We start from the raw sequence: 19,214 nt of genomic DNA on the forward strand, positions 1-19,214 counted from the left end.
AGCACAGGCCGGTCAGGGCACGAAGCGGTAGCCCATGCCGGCCTCGGTCAGCAGGTGCCGCGGATGCGCGGGGTCGGGCTCGAGCTTCTTGCGCAGCTGCGCGAGGTAGAGCCGCAGGTAGCCGGTGTCGGTGACGTGCGCGGGGCCCCAGATCTCGGCCAGCAGCGAGCGGCGGGTGACCAGCTTGCCCGCGTTGCGGATGAGGATCTCGAGCACCTGCCACTCCGTCGGAGTCAGCCGCACGGAGACGCCGTCCCGCGTCGCGCTCTTGGCCACCAGGTCCACGGTCACCTCGCCGATCACGACCAGCGGCTCGCCGTCGGCCGGCTGCACCCGCCGCGAGAGGGCCCGGATGCGCGCGAGCACCTCGTCCATCGAGAACGGCTTGGTGACGTAGTCGTCCGCGCCGGCGTCGAGCGCGCCCACCTTGTCGGCCGCGCCCGTCCGTCCCGACACCACCAGGATCGGCGCGCTCGTCCAGCCGCGCAGTCCGTGGATGACCTCGACCCCGTCGAGCCGTGGCATGCCGAGGTCGATCATGTAGAGGTCCGGATGCTCGTCCACCGCGCGGTTGATCGCCTCGGTGCCGTCGCCGGCCGTCACCACGTCGTATCCGCGGGCGGTGAGCGTGATGCGCAGGGCGCGCAGGATCTGGGGGTCGTCGTCGGCGATCAGGATCTTCATGCGGCTCCTCCGGAGTCCTCGTGCGGAGCGGTGCCCGAGCCGCCGTCGTGCGGGGCGGGAGGAGCGACGTGAGCCGCAGGAGCAGCGGCAGCAGTCTCCGGCGCCAGCGGCAGCGTCACCACCATCGTCAGCCCGCCCCCCGGAGTGTCCTCCGTCTCGAGCGTGCCGCCCATCCCCTCCGTGAACCCCTTCGAGAGCGCGAGGCCGAGGCCCAGGCCCGTCAGGTTGTCGTCGTCGCCGAGTCGCTGGAACGGCACGAAGATCTCGGCGCGGCGCTCCTCGGGCACCCCGGGGCCGTGGTCGACGATCCGCAGCTGCGCGCTCCCGCCGAAGGCGCTGGCGGCCACGCGCACCCGGGTGCCGGACGGCGCGTAGCGGACGGCGTTCGCGAGCAGGTTGACCACGACGCGCTGCAGCAGAACCGCGTCGGCGAGCAGCGCCGGGCCCTCCGGATCGAGGTCGAGGTCGACCTCGCCGGGACCGAGCCCGAGCTCGTCGAGCGCGGGGAGCACCACGTCGGCGGCGTCGAGCGGAGCGAGCGCCACGGCGAGCGCCCCCGCCTCCAGCCGCGTCACGTCGAGCAGGTCGGTGACCAGCGCGGCGAGCACGGTGAGGCTCTCGTCGGCGGTGGCGAGCAGCTCCTCCCGGTCGCGCTCGCTCCAGACCACCTCGGGCGAGCGCAGTCCGCTGACGGCCGCGGTGGCCGCGGCGAGGGGCCGGCGCAGGTCGTGGCTGACGGCCGAGAGCAGGGCGCTGCGCACCCGGTCGGTCTCGGCCAGCGGAGCGAGGGAGCTGGCCGTCTCGCTGAGAGCCGCGTTCTCGAGCACCGAGTCCAGCTGGGCGGCGACGACCTGGAGCAGCCGCCGCTCGCTCCCCTCCAGCTCGCGGCCGTGCAGCTCGAGCACCGCGCCCTCGCCCACCGCGATGCGCGCGGGATCGCCCTCCGGCTGCGGCTCGCCGTCGGCCGCGACGAGCTCGCCGCCGCGCAGCAGCCGCACGCCGGTCAGCCCGAACGCCTCGCGCGAGCGCTCGAGGATCGCCTGCAGCGCCCCCTGCCCGCGGATCACGCCGCCCGCGATCGTCGCCAGCAGCTCCGACTCCGCCCCCGACCGCTTGGCGGCCCGCGCCCGCCGGGCCGCGCGGTCGACCACGGCGCTGACGAGCGCCGCGTTCAGCACGTAGAGCACCAGCGCGAGCGCGTGGAGAGGCTCGTCGACGGTGATCGTGTAGAGCGGATCGACGAAGAAGAAGTCGAGGGTCAGCCCCGAGAGCACGGCCGCGAAGAGGGCCGGCCAGAGCCCGCCGACCAGCGCGACCACCACCACCAGCAGCTGGTACGAGAGCACGTCGCTCGTGATCGACTCGTCGCTGCGGAGGCTCGAGAGCAGCCAGGTCACCAGCGGGCCGCCCACGAGGGCGAGGGCCAGTCCCAGGAGGCGGCGCCGCAGCGTCAGTGCCCCGTCGAGCCTCGGCAGCACCGCGGTGCGCCCGGCGGCGGAGTGGCTGACGATGTGCACGTCGATGTTGCCGGACTCGCGGATCACCGTCGACGCCGTGCCGGGCGTCAGCGCCGAGGCGAGACGGCTCCGCCTGCTCACGCCGATCACCAGCTGCGTCGCGTTGACCGAGCGGGCGAACTCGACCAGCGTGCGCGGCACGTCCTCGCCGACCACCTGGTGGTAGCTGCCGCCGAGCTTCTCGACCAGCACCCGCTGCGCCTCGAGCACGTGCGGCCGGGGAGTGCGGAGGCCGTCGGGGGTCACCACGTGCACGGCGAGCAGGTCGCCCCCGGAGGCACGGGCCGCGATCCGCGCGCCGCGCCGCAGCAGGGTCTCCCCCTCCGGCCCGCCGGTGAGGGTCACGACCACGCGCTCGCGCGCCTCCCAGGTGCTGTCGATGCCGTGCTCGACGCGGTAGTCGCGGAGCGCGCTGTCGACCTCGTCGGCGAGCCAGAGCAGCGCGAGCTCGCGCAGGGCGGTCAGGTTGCCGAGCCGGAAGTAGTTGGACAGCGCGGCGTCGATGCGCTCGGGCGGGTAGACGCGGCCGTCGGCGAGGCGGTCGCGCAGCGCCTGGGGCGCCAGGTCGACGACCTCGATCTGATCGGCGGCGCGGAGGACCGCGTCCGGGATCGTCTCGCGCTGCGGCGCTCCGGTGATCGCGTGCACCACGTCGTTGAGCGACTCGATGTGCTGGATGTTCACGGTCGAGAAGACGGTGATGCCGGCGTCGAGGAGCGTCCGCACGTCCTCCCAGCGCTTCTCGTGCCGGGAGCCGGGGGCGTTGGTGTGCGCGAGCTCGTCGACCAGCGCGACGTCGGGCCGGCGGGCCAGCACCGCGTCGAGGTCCATCTCGTCGAGCAGCACACCGCGGTGCTCGACGGCCCTCCTCGGCACGACCTCCAGCCCCTCGACCATCGCGGCGGTGGCGGAGCGGCCGTGCGTCTCGACCACGGCCACCACGACGTCGCGGCCCTCGGCAGCGAGCCGGCGGCCCTCCTCGAGCATCGTGTAGGTCTTGCCCACTCCGGGCGCGGCTCCGAGGAGCACGCGCAGGCGGCCCTTCGTCATGCTCCCGGCCTCCCCTCGTGCTCGCGGCTCCGGGGCGTCCCGGGCTCGCGGGTCCGGCGTCGATCCGCTCGATCGGACGGTCCCGACGAGCCGATCGCGATTCTACGAGCCGGAGGCGCCACCGGAGCGGTCACAGCCGCGCTAGAGCGGCGTTGAGCTCGAGCACGTCCACCGTCGGCTCGCCGAGGTACCCGAGCTCGCGGCCCGCGGTGTGCTCGTCGACCAGCGCGCGCACGGCGCTCACGTCGAGCCCGCGGGCGGCGGCGATGCGGGGCGCCTGCAGCTGCGCGTAGGCGGGGCTGATCGCGGGGTCGAGCCCCGAGGCGGAGGCGGTCAGCGCATCGGCCGGCACCGCGGCCGGGTCGACGCCCTCGAAGGCGGCGATCGCGGCCCGGCGCTCCTCGACGGACGCGACGAGGTCGGCGTTCTCGGGGCCGAGGTTGCTGCCGGTCGAGGCCGCGGCGTCGTAGCCCGCGGCGGAGGGACGCGACTGGAACCACTCCGGCAGGGGCGCTCCGTCGGCGTCCGTGAACGACTGCCCGATGAGCGACGAGCCGATCACCGCGCCGTCCTGGCGCAGCAGCGAGCCGTTCGCCTGGGCGGGCAGGGCGAGCTGCCCGATCCCGAGCACCGCGAGCGGGTACGCCGCTCCCAGCAGCACGGTGAGCACGATCATCGCGCGCAGCGCGACACCGTAGGGACGGAACATGGTCTCTTCTCTCTGTCTTCGGTGGTCGGGACGGACGGGTCAGAAGCCGGGGATCGCGGCGACGATCAGGTCGACGAGCTTGATCCCGAGGAACGGAGCGATCACTCCGCCCAGCCCGTAGACCAGGAGGTTGCGGCTGAGGATGCGCGAGGCGGCGACCGGGCGGTACGCCACTCCCCGCAGCGCGAGCGGGATCAGCACGACGATCACCAGCGCGTTGAACACGATCGCCGAGAGGATCGCCGAGGCCGGCGAGTGCAGCTGCATCACGTTCAGCACCGCGAGCCCGGGGAAGACCCCCGCGAACATCGCCGGGATGATCGCGAAGTACTTCGCCACGTCGTTCGCGATCGAGAACGTGGTGAGCGCGCCGCGGGTGATCAGCAGCTGCTTGCCGATCCGCACGATGTCGATGAGCTTGGTGGGGTCGGAGTCGAGGTCGACCATGTTGCCCGCCTCCTTCGCCGCCGAGGTGCCGGTGTTCATCGCCACGCCCACGTCGGCCTGCGCGAGGGCCGGGGCGTCGTTGGTGCCGTCGCCGGTCATCGCGACCAGCGCGCCGCCCTCCTGCTCGCGCCGGATCAGGGCGAGCTTGTCCTCGGGGGTCGCCTCGGCGAGGTAGTCGTCGACTCCCGCCTCCGCCGCGATCGCCTTCGCGGTCAGCGGGTTGTCGCCCGTGATCATCACGGTGCGGATGCCCATCGCGCGCAGCTCCGAGAAGCGCTCGGCGAGCCCGTCCTTCACCACGTCCTTCAGGTGCACGACGCCGAGCAGGCGGGCGCCGTGGGCGTCCTTCACCGCGACGACGAGGGGCGTGCCGCCGCTCTCCGAGACGCCGTCGACGAGCACCGTGAGGCGCGCCGCGACCGCGGACGGCAGCGGCCCCTCCTCCTCCACCCAGGCGCGCACGGCCGAGCCGGCGCCCTTGCGGATGGAGGAGCCGTCGGCGAGGTCGAGCCCGCTCATCCGGGTCTGCGCGGTGAACGGCACCACGGCGGCCTGAGCGGGCTCGGCGGCGGGGCGGCCCGAGTCGCCCGCGAGGTCGACGATCGACTTCCCCTCGGGCGTCGGGTCGCTGAGCGAGGAGGAGGCGGCCGCGTCGACGAGGGCGGCCTGCGCCACTCCGTCGAGCGGGAGGAACGCCACCGCGCGGCGGTTGCCGTAGGTGATCGTCCCCGTCTTGTCGAGCAGGAGCGTCGTGACGTCGCCCGCCGCCTCCACCGCCCGGCCTGACATCGCGAGCACGTTGCGCTGCACGAGCCGGTCCATGCCGGCGATGCCGATGGCCGAGAGGAGGGCGCCGATGGTGGTCGGGATGAGGCAGACGAGCAGGGCGACCAGCACCGGGACGCTCACGGAGGCTCCCGCGAACGAGGCGATCGGGTTCAGGGTCAGCACGACCACGACGAACACGATCGAGAGGCTCGCCAGGAGGATGTCGAGCGCGATCTCGTTCGGTGTCTTCTGCCGCGACGCGCCCTCGACCAGGCCGATCATCCGGTCGACGAAGGTCTCGCCCGGCCGGGAGGTGATGCGCACCACGATCCGGTCCGAGAGCACTCGCGTGCCGCCCGTCACCGCGCTGCGGTCGCCTCCGCTCTCGCGGACGACCGGGGCCGACTCGCCCGTGATCGCCGACTCGTCGATGGAGGCGATGCCCCAGACGATGTCGCCGTCGCCGGGGACGAGGTCGCCCGCCTCCGCCACGACCACGTCGCCCAGCTGCAGCTCGGCCGAGGAGACCTCGACCAGGCGGGCCGACAGGGCGGAGGGGTCCGCGGGGTCGTAGTCGGCCACGCGCCGGGCCGGAGTGCTGGTCCGGGTGGCGCGCAGGCTCTCGGCCTGGGCCTTGCCGCGGCCCTCGGCCACCGACTCCGCGAGGTTCGCGAACACCACGGTGAGCCAGAGCCAGATCGCGATGCCGGCCGTGAAGGTGACGGGCACCGTCGATCCGCCCGACTCCTCCGGCCCCCCGAGGAACGGCTCAGCGATCGCCAGCACCGTGGTCAGCACCGCGCCGACCTCGACGATGAACATCACGGGGTTGCGCCACATCAGGCGCGGATCGAGCTTGCGCAGCGCTCCGGGGAGCGCGGCGGCGAGCTGGCGCGGCCCGAGGGCGGCGCGGGTGGGGCGCGCGGGTTCCGCGGGGGCCTCGGTCAGTGCAGTGGTCATCGGAGTCGCAGTCCTTCCGCCAGGGGGCCCAGCGCGAGTACGGGGAAGTAGGTGAGCGCGGTCACGACGACCGTGACGCCCACGAGGAGGCCGACGAACTGCGGCCGGTGGGTGGGCAGCGTGCCGGCGCTGGAGGGCACCGGCGACTGCGCCGCGAGCGAGCCGGCCAGGGCGAGCACCAGCAGGATCGGGAGGAAGCGGCCGAGGAGCATCGCGACGCCGAGCGCCGTGTTCAGCCAGGGCGTGTTCGCCGTCAGCCCCGCGAACGCCGAGCCGTTGTTGTTGGACGCGGAGGTGAAGGCGTAGAGCACCTCCGAGAGCCCGTGCAGCCCGGGGTTCAGGATCGACGTGCTCTCCACGTCCTCCCGCACCGCCGGGATCGCGAAGCTCAGGGCCGTGCCGGCCAGCACGAGCGTCGGCGTCACGAGGATGTAGAGGCTCGCGAGCTTGATCTCGCGCGGGCCGAGCTTCTTGCCCAGGTACTCGGGCGTCCGGCCGACCAGCAGCCCGCCGACGAACACGGCCAGCACCGCGAGCACGAGCATCCCGTAGAGGCCCGAGCCGACGCCGCCGGGGGCGACCTCCCCGAGCATCATGTTGAGCATCGGCAGCATGCCGCCGAGCGCGGTGAAGGAGTCGTGCATCGCGTTGACGGCGCCGGTCGAGGTGAGCGTCGAGGCGGTCGCGTAGAGGGCGGAGCCGGCGATGCCGAAGCGCGTCTCCTTGCCCTCCATCGCGGCTCCGGCGGCCTGTGCCGCGGATCCGCCGCCCGCCGCCTCCAGCGCGGTGAGGGCCGCGAGCGACACGACGAAGATCGTCGCCATCGCCGCGAGGATCGCGCGCCCCTGCCGCACGTCGCCGACCATCCGGCCGAAGGTGCGCGGCAGCGAGAACGGGATCGCGAGGATCAGCACGATCTGCAGCAGCGACACCCACGCCGAGGGGTTCTCGAACGGGTGCGCGGAGTTGGCGTTGAAGTAGCCGCCGCCGTTGGTGCCGAGCAGCTTGATCGCCTCCTGCGAGGCCACCGCGCCGCCCGGGATGCTCTGCTCGCCGCCGGTGAGCGTGGTCACCGTCAGCGGGCCGTTCAGGTTCTGGATCACGCCGCCCGCGATCATCACGACCGCCGCCACCACCGCGAGGGGCAGCAGGAGGCGCAGCGTGCCGCGCACGAGGTCGACCCAGAAGTTGCCGAGCGTTCCGGAGGAGCGGCGCGCGAATCCGCGGATCAGCGCCACCGCCACGGCCAGGCCCACGGCCGCCGAGACGAAGTTCTGCACGGCGAGGCCGCCGAGCTGCACCGCGAAGCCGAGGGTCGCCTCCGGGGAGTAGGACTGCCAGTTGGTGTTGGTGACGAACGAGACGGCGGTGTTGAACGCCAGCCCCTCCGGCACCGCGGCCAGGCCGAGGGAGCCGGGCAGGACCGCCTGGAGGCGCTGCATCCCGTAGAGCAGGAGCACGCCGACGAGCGAGAAGGCCAGCACGGCCCGGAGGTAGGCGCGCCAGCTCTGCTCGCCCGCGGAGTCGACGCCGATGAGGCGGTAGACGCCGCGCTCGAGGGCGAGGTCACGCGTCGAGGTGTAGACGCGGAACATGTGGTCGCCGAGGGGGCGGTGGAGGAGGGCGACGGCCAGGCCGACGGTCGCGACCTGGAGGACGGCGAGGAGCGGATCCATCAGAAGCGCTCCGGTCGGATCAGGGCCGCGACGAGGTAGACGACGGCGGCGAGCGCCAGCACGGCCGCGAGGGCGTCGAAGACGATCACCGGCCCGCCTCCTTCTCGCGGGTCCCGCGGGTCGCCGAGGGGGGCGGTCCGCCCAGCCGCTCGACCCCCTTCGCGGCGAGAGCGATGAGCGAGAAGAGGGCGAGCACGCCGAGGAGGTAGGCGAGGTCGAGCACGGAGGACTCCATCCGGGGAGCGGACGACGCCCGGGACCGGACGCCTGCCGGGAAGCGGCACAGGAAGCGATGCAACACCTCGCGGGGGCCCCTCGGAGCGGTCCTCACGGTTCCCCTACGGCCCGGCCCGGAGTCCTCGCGTTTCCCTCACGCGGACGGCGACGGGCGCCCGGCGGAGGGGCGCGAGCCGGGCGGGAGCCGAGCGGTGAGAGCGTTCTCCCCTAGCAACGGCGGGGGTCGACGTCCCGAAGATCACATTTCGGCATCGCCTGGACAAATTCGCCGCCCGCGCTTTACTCCCCCCGATCGAAGCAATATGTTCTCTCCGTGGACAAAGCCCCTCGGGGCTCTCCCGCCCTCCCGGGCGACGACACGACGACGTGCGCCACACGTGCACGCCTCTTGTCGTCCTCTCCCTCGGACACTGCTTTCAGAGAGGAATGCACTCCATGAAGTTCTCCCGCGGCATCACCACGCTGGCCGCCGCCGGCATCATCTCCCTCGGCCTCGCGGCCTGTTCCGCGAGCCCCGCCAACTCCGGAGGCGCCGCTGCCGGCGCTGGCGCGGAAGGCGACTGCACCGTCGGCATCTCGATGCCCACGCGCAGCCTCGAGCGCTGGATCAACGACGGCGAAGGCCTCCAGTCGCAGCTCGAGGGCGACGGCTGCACCGTCGACCTCCAGTACGCCGACAACAAGACCGATCAGCAGATCTCGCAGATCCAGAACCAGATCGCCGGCGGCTCCAAGATCCTGGTCATCGCCGCGATCGACGGCGAGGCGCTCGCGCCCGTCCTCGCCGAGGCGAAGAAGCAGAACGCCACCGTCATCGCCTACGACCGTCTCATCAACGGCACCGCGGACGTCGACTACTACGCGACCTTCGACAACTACAAGGTCGGCCAGCTCCAGGGCCAGTACATCGAGTCGACCCTCGACCTGAAGAACGCCGCGGGTCCCTTCACCCTCGAGCCCTTCGCCGGCAGCCCCGACGACAACAACGCGAAGTTCTTCTTCTCCGGCGCGTGGGACGTCCTGCAGCCCTACATCGAGAGCGGCAAGCTCACCGTCCCCTCGGGCAAGTCGCCCGCGTCGGACGACGACTGGGCCTCGATCGGCATCCAGGGCTGGGCCTCCGACAAGGCGCAGTCCGAGATGGACAACCGCCTCTCGTCCTTCTACACCGGCGGCCAGAAGGTCGACGTCGTGCTCTCCCCCAACGACAGCCTGGCCATCGGCATCGAGGCCTCGCTGAAGTCGGCCGGCTACACCCCCGGCGCCGACTACCCGGTCATCACCGGCCAGGACGCCGACAAGGCCAACGTCAAGGCGATCCTCGCCGACGAGCAGTCCATGACGGTCTGGAAGGACACCCGCACCCTCGGCGACCGCGTCTTCCAGATGGTGCAGTCGATCGTCGCGGGCGAGGAGCCCGAGGTCAACGACACCGAGACCTACGACAACGGCGAGAAGGTCGTCCCGTCCTACCTGCTGGAGCCGCAGGTCGTCACGAAGGACGACGTGCAGTCGGTCCTCGTCGACTCCGGCTTCCTCAAGGCCGGCGACGTCGGACTCTGATCCGTCGGGCGGGGGCGGGGAGGAGCGATCCTCCCCGCCCCCGCCTCCCCGTCCGCACACCACTCCCCCCCAACGAAGTGAGGCCCTGTTGGCCAGTCCCATCCTCATCATGCGCGACATCGTCAAGGAGTTCGGCGGCGGCGTCCGCGCCCTCGACGGCGTCTCGCTCTCGGTCCAGCCCGGCGAGGTCCACGCCATCTGCGGCGAGAACGGCGCCGGCAAGTCGACCCTGATGAAAGTCCTCTCCGGCGTGTACCCGTACGGCAGCTTCGAGGGCACCATCGAGTTCGAGGGCGAGGAGGCGCAGTACCGGTCGATCAACGACAGCGAGGCCGACGGCATCGTGATCATCCACCAGGAGCTCGCCCTCAGCCCCTACCTCTCCATCGCCGAGAACATCTTCCTCGGCAACGAGAAGTCGACCCGCGGCGTCATCAACTGGAACGCGACCAACGCGGAGGCGGCCAAGCTGCTCGCCCGCGTCGGCCTCGCCGAGAGCCCCGCGACCAAGATCCTCGAGCTGGGCGTCGGCAAGCAGCAGCTCGTCGAGATCGCCAAGGCCCTCGCCAAGGAGGTGAAGCTCCTCATCCTCGACGAGCCCACCGCCGCCCTCAACGACGAGGACAGCGACCACCTGCTCGGCCTGATCGACCAGCTCCGCAAGCAGGGCATCACCTGCATCATCATCAGCCACAAGCTGAAGGAGATCCGCGCCATCGCGGACACCGTCACGATCATCCGCGACGGCCGCACCATCGAGAGCTTCCCGATGGCCGGCGAGGAGGCGTCCGAGAGCCGGATCATCCGCGCGATGGTCGGCCGCGACCTCAACAGCATGTTCCCGCCGCGCGACCCGCAGATCGGCGAGGAGAAGCTGCGCGTCGAGAACTGGACGGTCCACCACCCCGTCGACATCAACCGCGTGGTCGTCGACGACGCCTCCTTCACCGTCCGCGCCGGCGAGATCGTCGGCTTCGCGGGCCTGATGGGCGCCGGACGCACCGAGCTCGCGATGAGCATCTTCGGGAGGAGCTACGGCACCGGCATCTCCGGCCGCGTCTACAAGGACGGCGAGGAGATCCAGACCCGCACCGTCGACGAGGCGATCCGCAACGGCCTCGCCTACGCGACCGAGGACCGCAAGCGCTACGGGCTCAACCTCATCGGCGACATCACCGTCAACGTCTCGGCCGCCGCGCTCTCGCGCCTGGCCCGGCTCGGCGTGATCGACAAGCACCGCGAGTACAAGGTCGCCGACTCGTACCGATCGAAGATGAACATCAAGGCGCCGACCGTCTCGGCCGTCACGGGGAAGCTCTCCGGCGGCAATCAGCAGAAGGTCGTCCTCTCGAAGTGGATCTTCTCCGGTCCCGACGTGCTGATCCTCGACGAGCCCACCCGCGGCATCGACGTGGGAGCCAAGTACGAGATCTACGGGATCATCAACGAGCTCGCGGCCCAGGGCAAGGCGGTCGTCGTCATCTCGTCCGAGCTGCCCGAGCTGATCGGCCTCGCCGACCGCATCTACACCATCTCCGAGGGACGGATCACGGGCGAGATCGATCGCGCCGACGCCACCCAGGAGCACCTCATGCACTACATGACCGCCGGAAAGGAACAGGCCCGATGAGCGCCACGACCACCACAGCGCCGGCGGACACGCCCGCCAACACGCCCTCCACCCCGCCCAAGCGCTCGCGCCGGCTGAACATCAACCTCCGGCAGTACGGCATCCTCGCCGCGCTGGCCATCATCATCCTGCTCTTCCAGGTGCTGACCGGCGGGCGCCTGCTCCTGCCCGGCAACGTCAACAACCTGATCCAGCAGAACGCCTACGTGCTGATCCTCGCGATCGGCATGGTGATGGTCATCATCGCCGGCCACATCGACCTCTCGGTCGGCTCGGTCGTGGCGATGGTCGGCGCCATCTCGGCGATCGCGATGAACAACTGGGGCCTGCCCTGGTGGGCGGCCGTCGTCGTCGCCCTCGTCACCGGCGCCGCCGTCGGAGCATGGCAGGGCTTCTGGGTCGCCTTCGTCGGCATACCGGCGTTCATCGTGACCCTCGCGGGCATGCTGATCTTCCGCGGCTTCACCCTCGTCCTCCTCACCGGCGGAACGATCAACGGCCTCCCCACCGAGTTCACCGCGATCGGCGCCGGCTGGCTGCCGGGCGTCCTCGGCGGCATCGCCGGGCGCGACGCGCTCACCCTGGTCCTCGGCCTGATCGTCTGCGTCGTCCTCGTGGCCCAGCAGCTCCGCAGCCGCGCGACCCTCCGCCGCCTCGAGCTGCCCCGCGAGCCCATCGGCTCGCTGGTCGCGAAGTCGGCCATCGCCGTCATCGCGATCATGGCCCTCTCCTGGCTGCTCGCCGGCTACAGCGGAACCCCGATCATCCTGATCGTGCTCGCCGTGCTGATCCTCGCCTACAGCTTCGTGCTCGGCCGGACGGTCTTCGGCCGCCACATCTACGCGATGGGCGGCAACCTGTTCGCCGCGATGATGTCCGGCGTCAAGACGAAGTGGGTCAACTTCTTCATCTTCGTCAACATGGGCGCACTGGCCGGAGTCGCGGGCATCGTCAGCACCGCCCGCGCCGGCGGTGCGGTCGCCTCGGCCGGACAGAACTACGAGCTGGACGCGATCGCCGCGGTCTTCATCGGCGGCGCCGCCGTCCAGGGAGGCGTGGGCACCGTCGTCGGAGCCGTCATCGGCGGACTCGTGATGGGCGTGCTCAACATGGGCCTCTCCATCCTCTCGGTCGACGCGGCCTGGCAGATGGCGATCAAGGGCTTCGTGCTCCTGCTCGCGGTGGCGTTCGACATCTTCAACAAGCGCCGCGCCGGCGGCCGCTAGGCGAACGCCGGGCGCCGCCCAGCGGCGCTCCGCGTCCTTCTCTTCTACAGTTCTCGGGCGCGGCTTCTCCTCGGGGGAGCCGCGCCCGAGTGCATCCGAGACCCGTCGGGGTCCAGCGACAGGCAGGCGATCATGGCAGGAGCAGTCGGAGCCTCCAGCAACGCGCTGCTGCGCCGCACGAACCTCGCGAGCCTCGCGACGCTGGTGCACCGCTCCGGTCCCACCAGCCGCGCCGAGCTCGGCCGCCTCACCGGGCTCAACCGCTCCGCCGTCGCGAACCTGGTCGGCGAGCTGAGCGAGCTCGGCTGGGTGGCGGAGGAGACCACCGCACCGGACGGCCGCATCGGCCGCCCCAGCGCCACCGTCGTCCCCGGCGACCGGTTCGCGGCCGTGGGCGTCCACCTCGACACCGACGCGATCATCGTCGGCCTCGTCGGGCTGCACGGCGAGCTGCTGCGCCGCGTCCGCTTCGACACCCCCAAGCCCGCGAGCCCGGCCACGGTGGTCCGCGTCGTCACCGGGATCGTCGAGGGCTTCCGCTCCGAGCGGGAGTCGCTCCGCACGCTGGTCGGCGCGGGCGTCGCCGTCCCCGGCCTCGTCCAGGCCGACTCCGGCTTCGTCCACCGCGCCCCGCACCTGGGCTGGCGCGACGTCGACCTCGCCACCCAGCTGAGCCGCGCCCTCGACCTCCCGGTCGCCGTCGGCAACGACGCGACCCTCGGCGCCATCGGCGAGTCCCTCTTCGGAGCCGCGCACGGCGTGGCCGACGTGGTCTACGTCACCGGCGGCGCGGGCGGCATCGGCGGAGGAGTCATCATCGGCGGCGTCCCGCTCCAGGGCTCCTCGGGGTTCGCGGCCGAGCTGGGCCACACCCTCGTCGCCACGAACGGCCGCCTCTGCGGCTGCGGCCGGCGCGGCTGCCTCGAGGCCGAGGTCCGGATGCGCTCCCTCCTCGACGTCCTCGGCGCCCGCGTCCTCGACCAGGACGAGCTCGACATCGCCCTGGGCACCTCCCGCGACCCCGCCGTCCTCGGCGAGGTCGCCCGCCAGGTCGACCTGCTCTCGGAGGGCCTGTCCACCTACATCAACCTCTTCAACCCCACCGCGGTCGTGCTCGGCGGCTTCCTCGGCTCGCTGCTCACCGTCGACCGCGAGCGCCTCGCCGCCCGCGTCTCCGCCCGGGCTCTGAGCGACCTCGCGCGCGGCGTGCGGATCGAGCGGGCCGCCCTGCGCTCGAGGCTGGAACTCGTCGGCGCCGCGGAGCTACCCTGGCGGCGGGCGCTGGCGGATCCCGCCGCCGTCACCGGGGGCGCGCAGCCGCCGGGTGGGAGCAGCAGCCGCGAGGACGCCCTGGGCGCCCGCGCCTGACCCCGGCACTCGAGTGCCGGCACCGCGTCGAGGAGGACGAGCATGGCCGACTGGAACGACACGATCATCGAGGAGTTCCGCGCGAACGGCGGGACCGTGACCACGGGCGGCTTCGGGAGGAGCCTCGTGCTGGTGCACCACCGCGGCGCCCGCTCCGGTGAGGAACGCGTGACTCCGCTGATGGCGCTGCACCCCTCCGACGACGTCTGGCTGCTCGCCGCGTCCGCGGCCGGTGCGCCGAAGCACCCCGCCTGGTTCCACAACACGATCGCCCACCCGGACCTGGCGATCGAGACCCCCGACGACGGCACCGTCGACGTCCGGGCGCGCGTCCTCGCCGGGGAGGAGCGCGACGCCGGCTGGGCCCGCTTCACCACCGCCTCCGCCGGCTTCCTCGACTACGAGAAGCGCACCACCCGCATCATCCCGGTCGTGGAGCTCACCCGCCGCTGACCGCGGCTCGTCAGCGCAGCAGCACGGGCACCGTGTCCGGCGTGCTCCAGCTCAGCGCGATCCGCTCGCGGAAGCCGCCGCTGCGCAGCTCCGCCTCGAGCGCGTCGATCACCACGGGGAGCAGCGCGCGCCGCTCGATCAGCAGGTCGAGCACGAGCCGGTCGCCGGCCGTCAGCAGCACCGGGCCCGATCCGGGCAGCACCGCGATCCACTGGCACTCCCCCACCTGCACGCTCCGGTGCCGGCGGAGGCGTCGGAGCAGCTCGGGCAGCGCCTGCGGATCGAGGGCGGACACGTCGGCACGGAGGGCGATCACCCCGCGAGCGTGCCCGCGCCGGACGACCTCGCGCCGACCTCCCGGTGAACACCGCCCCTCCGCGGGACGCCGTCCGCGAGAACGACACGACAGGAGCCCGCCCCGGAGCGCACCGCACCCGGGAACGGGAGAAGCCCCCGACCGGACATCCGATCGGGGGCTTCTCTCCGGTTCTCTCGAACTCCGGTTCTCATGAACTCTGGTGCGCGAGGGGGGAGTTGAACCCCCACGCCCTTTCGGGCACACGGACCTGAACCGTGCGCGTCTGCCTATTCCGCCACTCGCGCTCACCAGCGGCACCGAAGCGCCGACGAGAAATCGTAGCATCCCCCGGCCCCGGAGCCGAACCGGCACCCGCCGCCCCGGGTCGGAGCTCCCCCGGGAGCCGCCACCGGGCCGTGCCGGTGAGAGCGCGCACACGGCACTCCGGCCGCGAAACCACCGCGGAGGATCGCGCATCCAGACCATCCCAGTAACATGCCCGTAGCCGTGCGCGGCGCAGACCAAGAAGAGGAAGCGGCGACGGGCGCGCAGACATCTCGATCCGTGCGCGACCGCCGAGAAGGCGAAGAACCGGAAGATCGGAAGACTGTGGGCATACTGGACAACTTCGAGAAGGGACTCGAGCGCGTCGTCAACGGCGCGTTCGCGCGGACCTTCAAGTCGGGTCTGCAGCCGGTCGAGCTCGCCTCCGCCCTCCGCCGGGAGCTCGACACCACCGCCGCCGTGGTCAGCCGCGACCGCATCCTCGTCCCCAACAGCCTCGTCCTGCGGATGTCCGCGACCGACCTCGACCGGATGCAGCGCCTCGGCGCCACCCTGATCGACGAGCTCACCACGGTCGCCACCGAGCACGCCACCAAGCAGGGCTTCCGCTTCCCCGGCCCGATCGACATCTCCCTCGCCGTCGATCCGGCGCTCAGCGACGGCATGGTCGAGGTCGACTCCCGCAGCGTGAAGGGCACCGTCGCCTACACGCCCGTCCTCGACATCGACGGCCGGCGCCACCCGATCATGAAGGCGCGCACCGTCATCGGCCGCGGCAGCGACGCCGACATCACCGTCGACGACTCGGGCACCTCCCGCAAGCACGTCGAGATCCTCTGGGACGGCTCCCGCGCCCAGGTGCACGACCTCGGGTCCACGAACGGCTCCAAGCTCGACGGCCGGCCCGTCACGCAGGCGCCCCTGGCCCCCGAGCAGACCATCACGATCGGGCGCACCTCGATCGTCTACCGCGTCGTGCAGGGCTCCGCGCCCGCACGCACCGACCGCCCGTCGTCCGGCAGGGCAGCCGGACGCGGCTCCGAGGGATTCTGGGACGACCGGCTATGAGCGAGCTCACTCTTTTCCTCCTGCGCATCGCGTTCCTCGCGCTGCTGTGGTTCTTCGTGTTCGGCATCGTCTACGCGCTGCGCTCCGACCTGTTCGGGCAGCGCGTGCGCAAGCTGCCGCCCGGCGCGCAGGCCGCGTCCCCCGAGGCCCCGTTCGTGACGGCGGCCCAGCCCGTGGTCGCCGCGGCCGCCCCGGCTCCCGCGCCCGCGCAGCCCGCCTCCCCGTCGGCCCCCTCGGCACGGAGGAGCCGCGAGGCCGCCGCCGAGCGCGCCGAGCAGGGAGGTGCCGCCACAGTCCACACGGCGCAGCGCCTCGTGATCACCTCGGGGCCCAAGCGGGGCACCGAGCTCGAGCTGACCGGCGACCCGCTGACGATCGGCCGCTCCGCGGAGTCGACGCTGGTCATCCGCGACGACTACACCTCGACCCACCACGCGCGCCTTCTCCTCTGGAACGACGAGTGGATGATCCAGGACCTCGACTCCACCAACGGCACCTTCCTCGACGGCCGCCGTGTCGGCGCGCCCACCAAGGTGCCGCTGGACACGCCCGTGAAGGTCGGCACCACCACCTTCGAACTGCGGCGGTCGTAGCACGTGGCCCCCACTCCGGAGAGCGGCTCCGGCCACGGCGCGGTGCGCGAGAGCGCCGCCGTCTCGCACGTCGGCAGGATCCGCTCGAACAACCAGGACTCCGGCTACGCGGGCCGGCAGCTCTTCGTCGTCGCCGACGGCATGGGCGGTCACGCGGGCGGCGATGTCGCCTCCTCCATCGCGATCAAGCGCATCGCGGAGGCGGACCGCGTCTACGCCTCCACCTACGAGGCCGAGGACGAGCTCAAGCGCACCCTGCTGGCGGCCAACACCCTGCTGGCCGACGCCGTGGTCGACCACCCCGAGCTCACCGGCATGGGCACCACCGTCAGCGCGATCGCCCGCGTCGGCGAGTCGGTGGCGATCGCGCACATCGGCGACTCCCGCATCTACGTCCTCCGCGACGGCCGGCTCGAGCAGGTCACGACCGACCACACCTTCGTGCAGCGCCTCGTCGACTCCGGCCGCATCACGGAGGAGGAGGCGATGACGCATCCGCGCCGCTCCGTCCTGATGCGGGTCCTCGGCGACGTGCACACCAACCCCGAGATCGACACGCTCACGCTCGAGACCGAGCCGCACGACCGCTGGCTGATCTGCTCCGACGGCCTCTCCGGCGTCGTCCCGCACGACGAGATCCTCAAGGAGCTCGGCCGCGACGAGACCGCGCAGCAGGTGGCCGACCGCCTGATCCGCGACAGCCTCTCGCACGGCGCCCCGGACAACGTCACCGTCGTCGTCCTCGACATCCCCGGGGCGGGCGACACCGCGCGCATCCTCGCCCCCGTGGAGGAGCCGGTCGTCGTCGGATCCGCCGCCGCGCCCACGCCCTTCAGCACCGACGACTCGCAGAACCGCGTCCGGATCCCCGGCCTCCGCCTGCACACCCGGGCTCCCGCCGCGCAGGGCCCCACCCACTTCGAGCCCGCGTCCGAGGACTACCTCGACGAGCTGATCGAGGAGGACCGCCGCCGGCACCTGCGCCGCCGCATCACCTGGCTCGTCGGCCTGTCCCTCGTGCTCATCATCGGATTCCTCGGGATCCTCTTCGCCTACGACTGGACGCAGTCGCGCTTCTACGTCGGCACCGACGGGGACACCGTGATCATCTACCAGGGCATCCAGCAGTCGGTCGGCCCGCTCTCGCTCTCGGAGGTGAAGGAGGACACGGGCATCCCGCTCGACTCCCTCCGCGCCTACGACGTCGAGCAGCTGGAGCAGACGATCAGCGCCGACTCCTACGCCGGCGCGGTCGACATCGTCGAGCGCCTCACGGACGCGAACGGAGCACCATGACGGACGCCGCCACGGCCACCGCCCGCCCCGCCCCCGAGCGGCAGGGCTTCTTCCGCCAGAAGCTGCGCAATCTCGAGCTCCTGCTCCTGATCGGCGCATGCCTGATCGACGCCGGCGCGATCGTGCTCGTGCAGCTCGGCGCCCTCGGCTCGATCGACACCACGCTGGTCTCGCTGGGCGCCGGCCTCTCGGCGCTCGTGCTCGCCGTGCACGTCGTGCTGCGCTTCGCGGCCCCGGCGGCCGACCCCTTCCTCCTCCCGATCGCCACCGTGCTGAACGGCCTGGGCGTCGCCGAGATCTACCGGATCGACATCGCCGACGGCGCGACCGGCTGGGAGTCGGTGGCGGTGCGGCAGATCTTCTGGAGCGCCCTGGCCGTCGTGGCGGCGATCGTGGTGCTGCTGGTCATCCGCAACCACCGCGTGCTGTTCCGCTACACCTACGTCGCCGGGTTCGCGGCGATCGTGCTGCTCCTCCTGCCGCTCCTGCCCTTCATCGGCCGCGAGGTCAGCGGCGCGCGCGTCTGGATCGGGATCGGCGACGTGGCGAGCTTCCAGCCCGGCGAGATCGCCAAGATCGCCCTCGCGGTCTTCTTCGCCGGCTACCTCGTGCGCAACCGCGACTCCCTCTCGATGGTGGGCCGCACCGTCCTCGGGATGCGCTTCCCGCGCCTGCGCGACCTCGGCCCGATCCTGGTGGTCTGGGCGGTCACGATGGGCGTCATCGTCTTCCAGCGCGACCTGGGGACGGCGCTGCTCTACTTCGGCCTGTTCCTGGTCATGCTCTACGTCGCGACCGGCCGCACCAGCTGGGTCCTCATCGGCGTCGGCCTGTTCCTCGGCGGCGCGCTGCTGGCGAGCCAGACGCTCGACTACGTGGGCAACCGCTTCGCCAACTGGCTCGAGCCCTTCAGCGCCGAGCGCTACGGGGCGGATCCGGGCGGCAGCTACCAGCTCGTGCAGGGCCTCTTCGGCCTCGCGCACGGCGGACTGCTCGGCACGGGCCTCGGCCAGGGGATGCCGGATCTCACGCCGGTCCCGCAGTCCGACTACATCATCGCCAGCCTCGGCGAGGAGCTGGGCCTCGCCGGGCTCTTCGCGATCTTCGGCCTCTACCTCCTGCTGGTCTCGCGCGGGTTCCGCATCGGCTTCGCCGGGCAGGACGACTTCGGGCGCCTCCTGGGAGTCGGCCTCTCGTTCGTGATCGCCCTGCAGTGCTTCATCGTCATCGGAGGCGTCACCCGCGTCATCCCGCTGACCGGCCTGACCACGCCGTTCCTCGCCGCCGGCGGCTCCTCCCTCGTGGCGAACTGGATGATCGTGGCGGTGCTGCTGCGCCTGTCCGACACAGTCCGCAGTCAGCCTCGTCTGGTGGTGTGATCCGTCG

At 72.1% G+C, this 19,214-nt stretch carries 17 protein-coding genes and 1 tRNA gene; 9 read left to right on the top strand and 9 right to left on the bottom strand.

Annotated elements, in window-relative coordinates:
• Nucleotides 1-12 precede the first annotated feature (12 nt).
• From C5D36_RS01905 to C5D36_RS16725, 7 genes are all read right to left on the bottom strand, one after another.
• The gene (locus tag C5D36_RS01905; RefSeq protein ID WP_104222647.1) at nt 13-684 is read right to left on the bottom strand and encodes a response regulator; all 672 of its coding nucleotides are present in this window, start codon (nt 682-684) and stop codon (nt 13-15) included.
• The gene (locus C5D36_RS01910) at nt 681-3,251 is read right to left on the bottom strand and encodes an ATP-binding protein (protein WP_104295073.1); all 2,571 of its coding nucleotides are present in this window, start codon (nt 3,249-3,251) and stop codon (nt 681-683) included. The genes C5D36_RS01905 and C5D36_RS01910 overlap by 4 nt, the downstream gene beginning before the upstream one ends.
• A gap of 130 nt (nt 3,252-3,381) precedes the next feature.
• Entirely contained in the window at nt 3,382-3,960 is a 579-nt protein-coding gene (kdpC, locus tag C5D36_RS01915) for a K(+)-transporting ATPase subunit C (RefSeq protein WP_104295074.1), read from the bottom strand.
• Nucleotides 3,961-3,999: 39 nt separating this feature from the next.
• Complete coding sequence (gene kdpB, locus C5D36_RS01920; protein ID WP_104268827.1) at nt 4,000-6,135, bottom strand: potassium-transporting ATPase subunit KdpB; 2,136 nt, start codon at nt 6,133-6,135, stop codon at nt 4,000-4,002.
• Nucleotides 6,132-7,811: a potassium-transporting ATPase subunit KdpA gene (gene kdpA, locus C5D36_RS01925; RefSeq protein ID WP_104295075.1), complete on the bottom strand. Its 1,680-nt coding sequence runs from the start codon at nt 7,809-7,811 to the stop codon at nt 6,132-6,134. The genes kdpB and kdpA overlap by 4 nt, the downstream gene beginning before the upstream one ends.
• Complete coding sequence (gene kdpF, locus C5D36_RS01930) at nt 7,811-7,900, bottom strand: K(+)-transporting ATPase subunit F (RefSeq protein WP_068209492.1); 90 nt, start codon at nt 7,898-7,900, stop codon at nt 7,811-7,813. The genes kdpA and kdpF overlap by 1 nt, the downstream gene beginning before the upstream one ends.
• Nucleotides 7,897-8,046: a hypothetical protein gene (locus tag C5D36_RS16725; protein WP_167299012.1), complete on the bottom strand. Its 150-nt coding sequence runs from the start codon at nt 8,044-8,046 to the stop codon at nt 7,897-7,899. Before C5D36_RS16725 ends, kdpF begins: the two co-directional genes overlap by 4 nt.
• Before the next feature lie 437 nt (nt 8,047-8,483).
• Between C5D36_RS16725 and chvE the strand changes: the two genes are divergently transcribed.
• From chvE to C5D36_RS01955, 5 genes are all read left to right on the top strand, one after another.
• On the top strand, nt 8,484-9,611 hold the full coding sequence (gene chvE, locus C5D36_RS01935; protein ID WP_374952918.1) for a multiple monosaccharide ABC transporter substrate-binding protein: 1,128 nt from the start codon (nt 8,484-8,486) through the stop codon (nt 9,609-9,611).
• Nucleotides 9,612-9,720: 109 nt separating this feature from the next.
• Nucleotides 9,721-11,241 carry a multiple monosaccharide ABC transporter ATP-binding protein gene (gene mmsA / locus C5D36_RS01940; protein ID WP_104222653.1) on the top strand — a complete coding sequence of 507 codons (1,521 nt, stop codon included), beginning with the start codon at nt 9,721-9,723 and terminating at the stop codon, nt 11,239-11,241.
• Nucleotides 11,238-12,467, top strand: a complete 1,230-nt coding sequence (mmsB, locus tag C5D36_RS01945; RefSeq protein ID WP_104222654.1) for a multiple monosaccharide ABC transporter permease — start codon at nt 11,238-11,240, stop codon at nt 12,465-12,467. Before mmsA ends, mmsB begins: the two co-directional genes overlap by 4 nt.
• Nucleotides 12,468-12,599: 132 nt before the next feature.
• Entirely contained in the window at nt 12,600-13,835 is a 1,236-nt protein-coding gene (locus C5D36_RS01950; RefSeq protein ID WP_104222655.1) for an ROK family transcriptional regulator, read from the top strand.
• A 42-nt stretch (nt 13,836-13,877) separates the two neighbouring features.
• Nucleotides 13,878-14,288: a nitroreductase/quinone reductase family protein gene (locus C5D36_RS01955; protein ID WP_104295076.1), complete on the top strand. Its 411-nt coding sequence runs from the start codon at nt 13,878-13,880 to the stop codon at nt 14,286-14,288.
• 10 nt (nt 14,289-14,298) lie between these two features.
• Here the strand turns inward: C5D36_RS01955 and C5D36_RS01960 are convergent, their stop codons facing one another.
• Together C5D36_RS01960 and C5D36_RS01965 are read right to left on the bottom strand one after the other, a co-directional pair.
• Nucleotides 14,299-14,604 (bottom strand): hypothetical protein, encoded by a 306-nt coding sequence (locus C5D36_RS01960; protein ID WP_104247543.1) that lies wholly within the window; start codon nt 14,602-14,604, stop codon nt 14,299-14,301.
• 200 nt (nt 14,605-14,804) lie between these two features.
• Nucleotides 14,805-14,891 (bottom strand) — tRNA-Leu (locus tag C5D36_RS01965).
• A 304-nt stretch (nt 14,892-15,195) separates the two neighbouring features.
• On the opposite strand from C5D36_RS01965, the gene C5D36_RS01970 reads away from it, so the two are divergent.
• Genes C5D36_RS01970 through C5D36_RS01985 form a run of 4 tightly spaced genes read left to right on the top strand, consistent with a single transcriptional unit; the run spans nt 15,196 to nt 19,207 of the window.
• Nucleotides 15,196-15,939, top strand: a complete 744-nt coding sequence (locus tag C5D36_RS01970) for a DUF3662 and FHA domain-containing protein (RefSeq protein WP_104295077.1) — start codon at nt 15,196-15,198, stop codon at nt 15,937-15,939.
• Nucleotides 15,936-16,532 carry an FHA domain-containing protein gene (locus C5D36_RS01975; RefSeq protein WP_104225776.1) on the top strand — a complete coding sequence of 199 codons (597 nt, stop codon included), beginning with the start codon at nt 15,936-15,938 and terminating at the stop codon, nt 16,530-16,532. Before C5D36_RS01970 ends, C5D36_RS01975 begins: the two co-directional genes overlap by 4 nt.
• 3 nt (nt 16,533-16,535) lie before the next feature.
• Entirely contained in the window at nt 16,536-17,828 is a 1,293-nt protein-coding gene (locus C5D36_RS01980; RefSeq protein WP_258062841.1) for a PP2C family serine/threonine-protein phosphatase, read from the top strand.
• Entirely contained in the window at nt 17,825-19,207 is a 1,383-nt protein-coding gene (locus C5D36_RS01985; RefSeq protein ID WP_104225777.1) for an FtsW/RodA/SpoVE family cell cycle protein, read from the top strand. Before C5D36_RS01980 ends, C5D36_RS01985 begins: the two co-directional genes overlap by 4 nt.
• The last annotated feature ends 7 nt before the right edge of the window (nt 19,208-19,214 follow it).

The sequence above is a fragment of the Rathayibacter sp. AY1C6 genome, from assembly GCF_002931535.1.
Taxonomy (GTDB): domain Bacteria; phylum Actinomycetota; class Actinomycetes; order Actinomycetales; family Microbacteriaceae; genus Rathayibacter.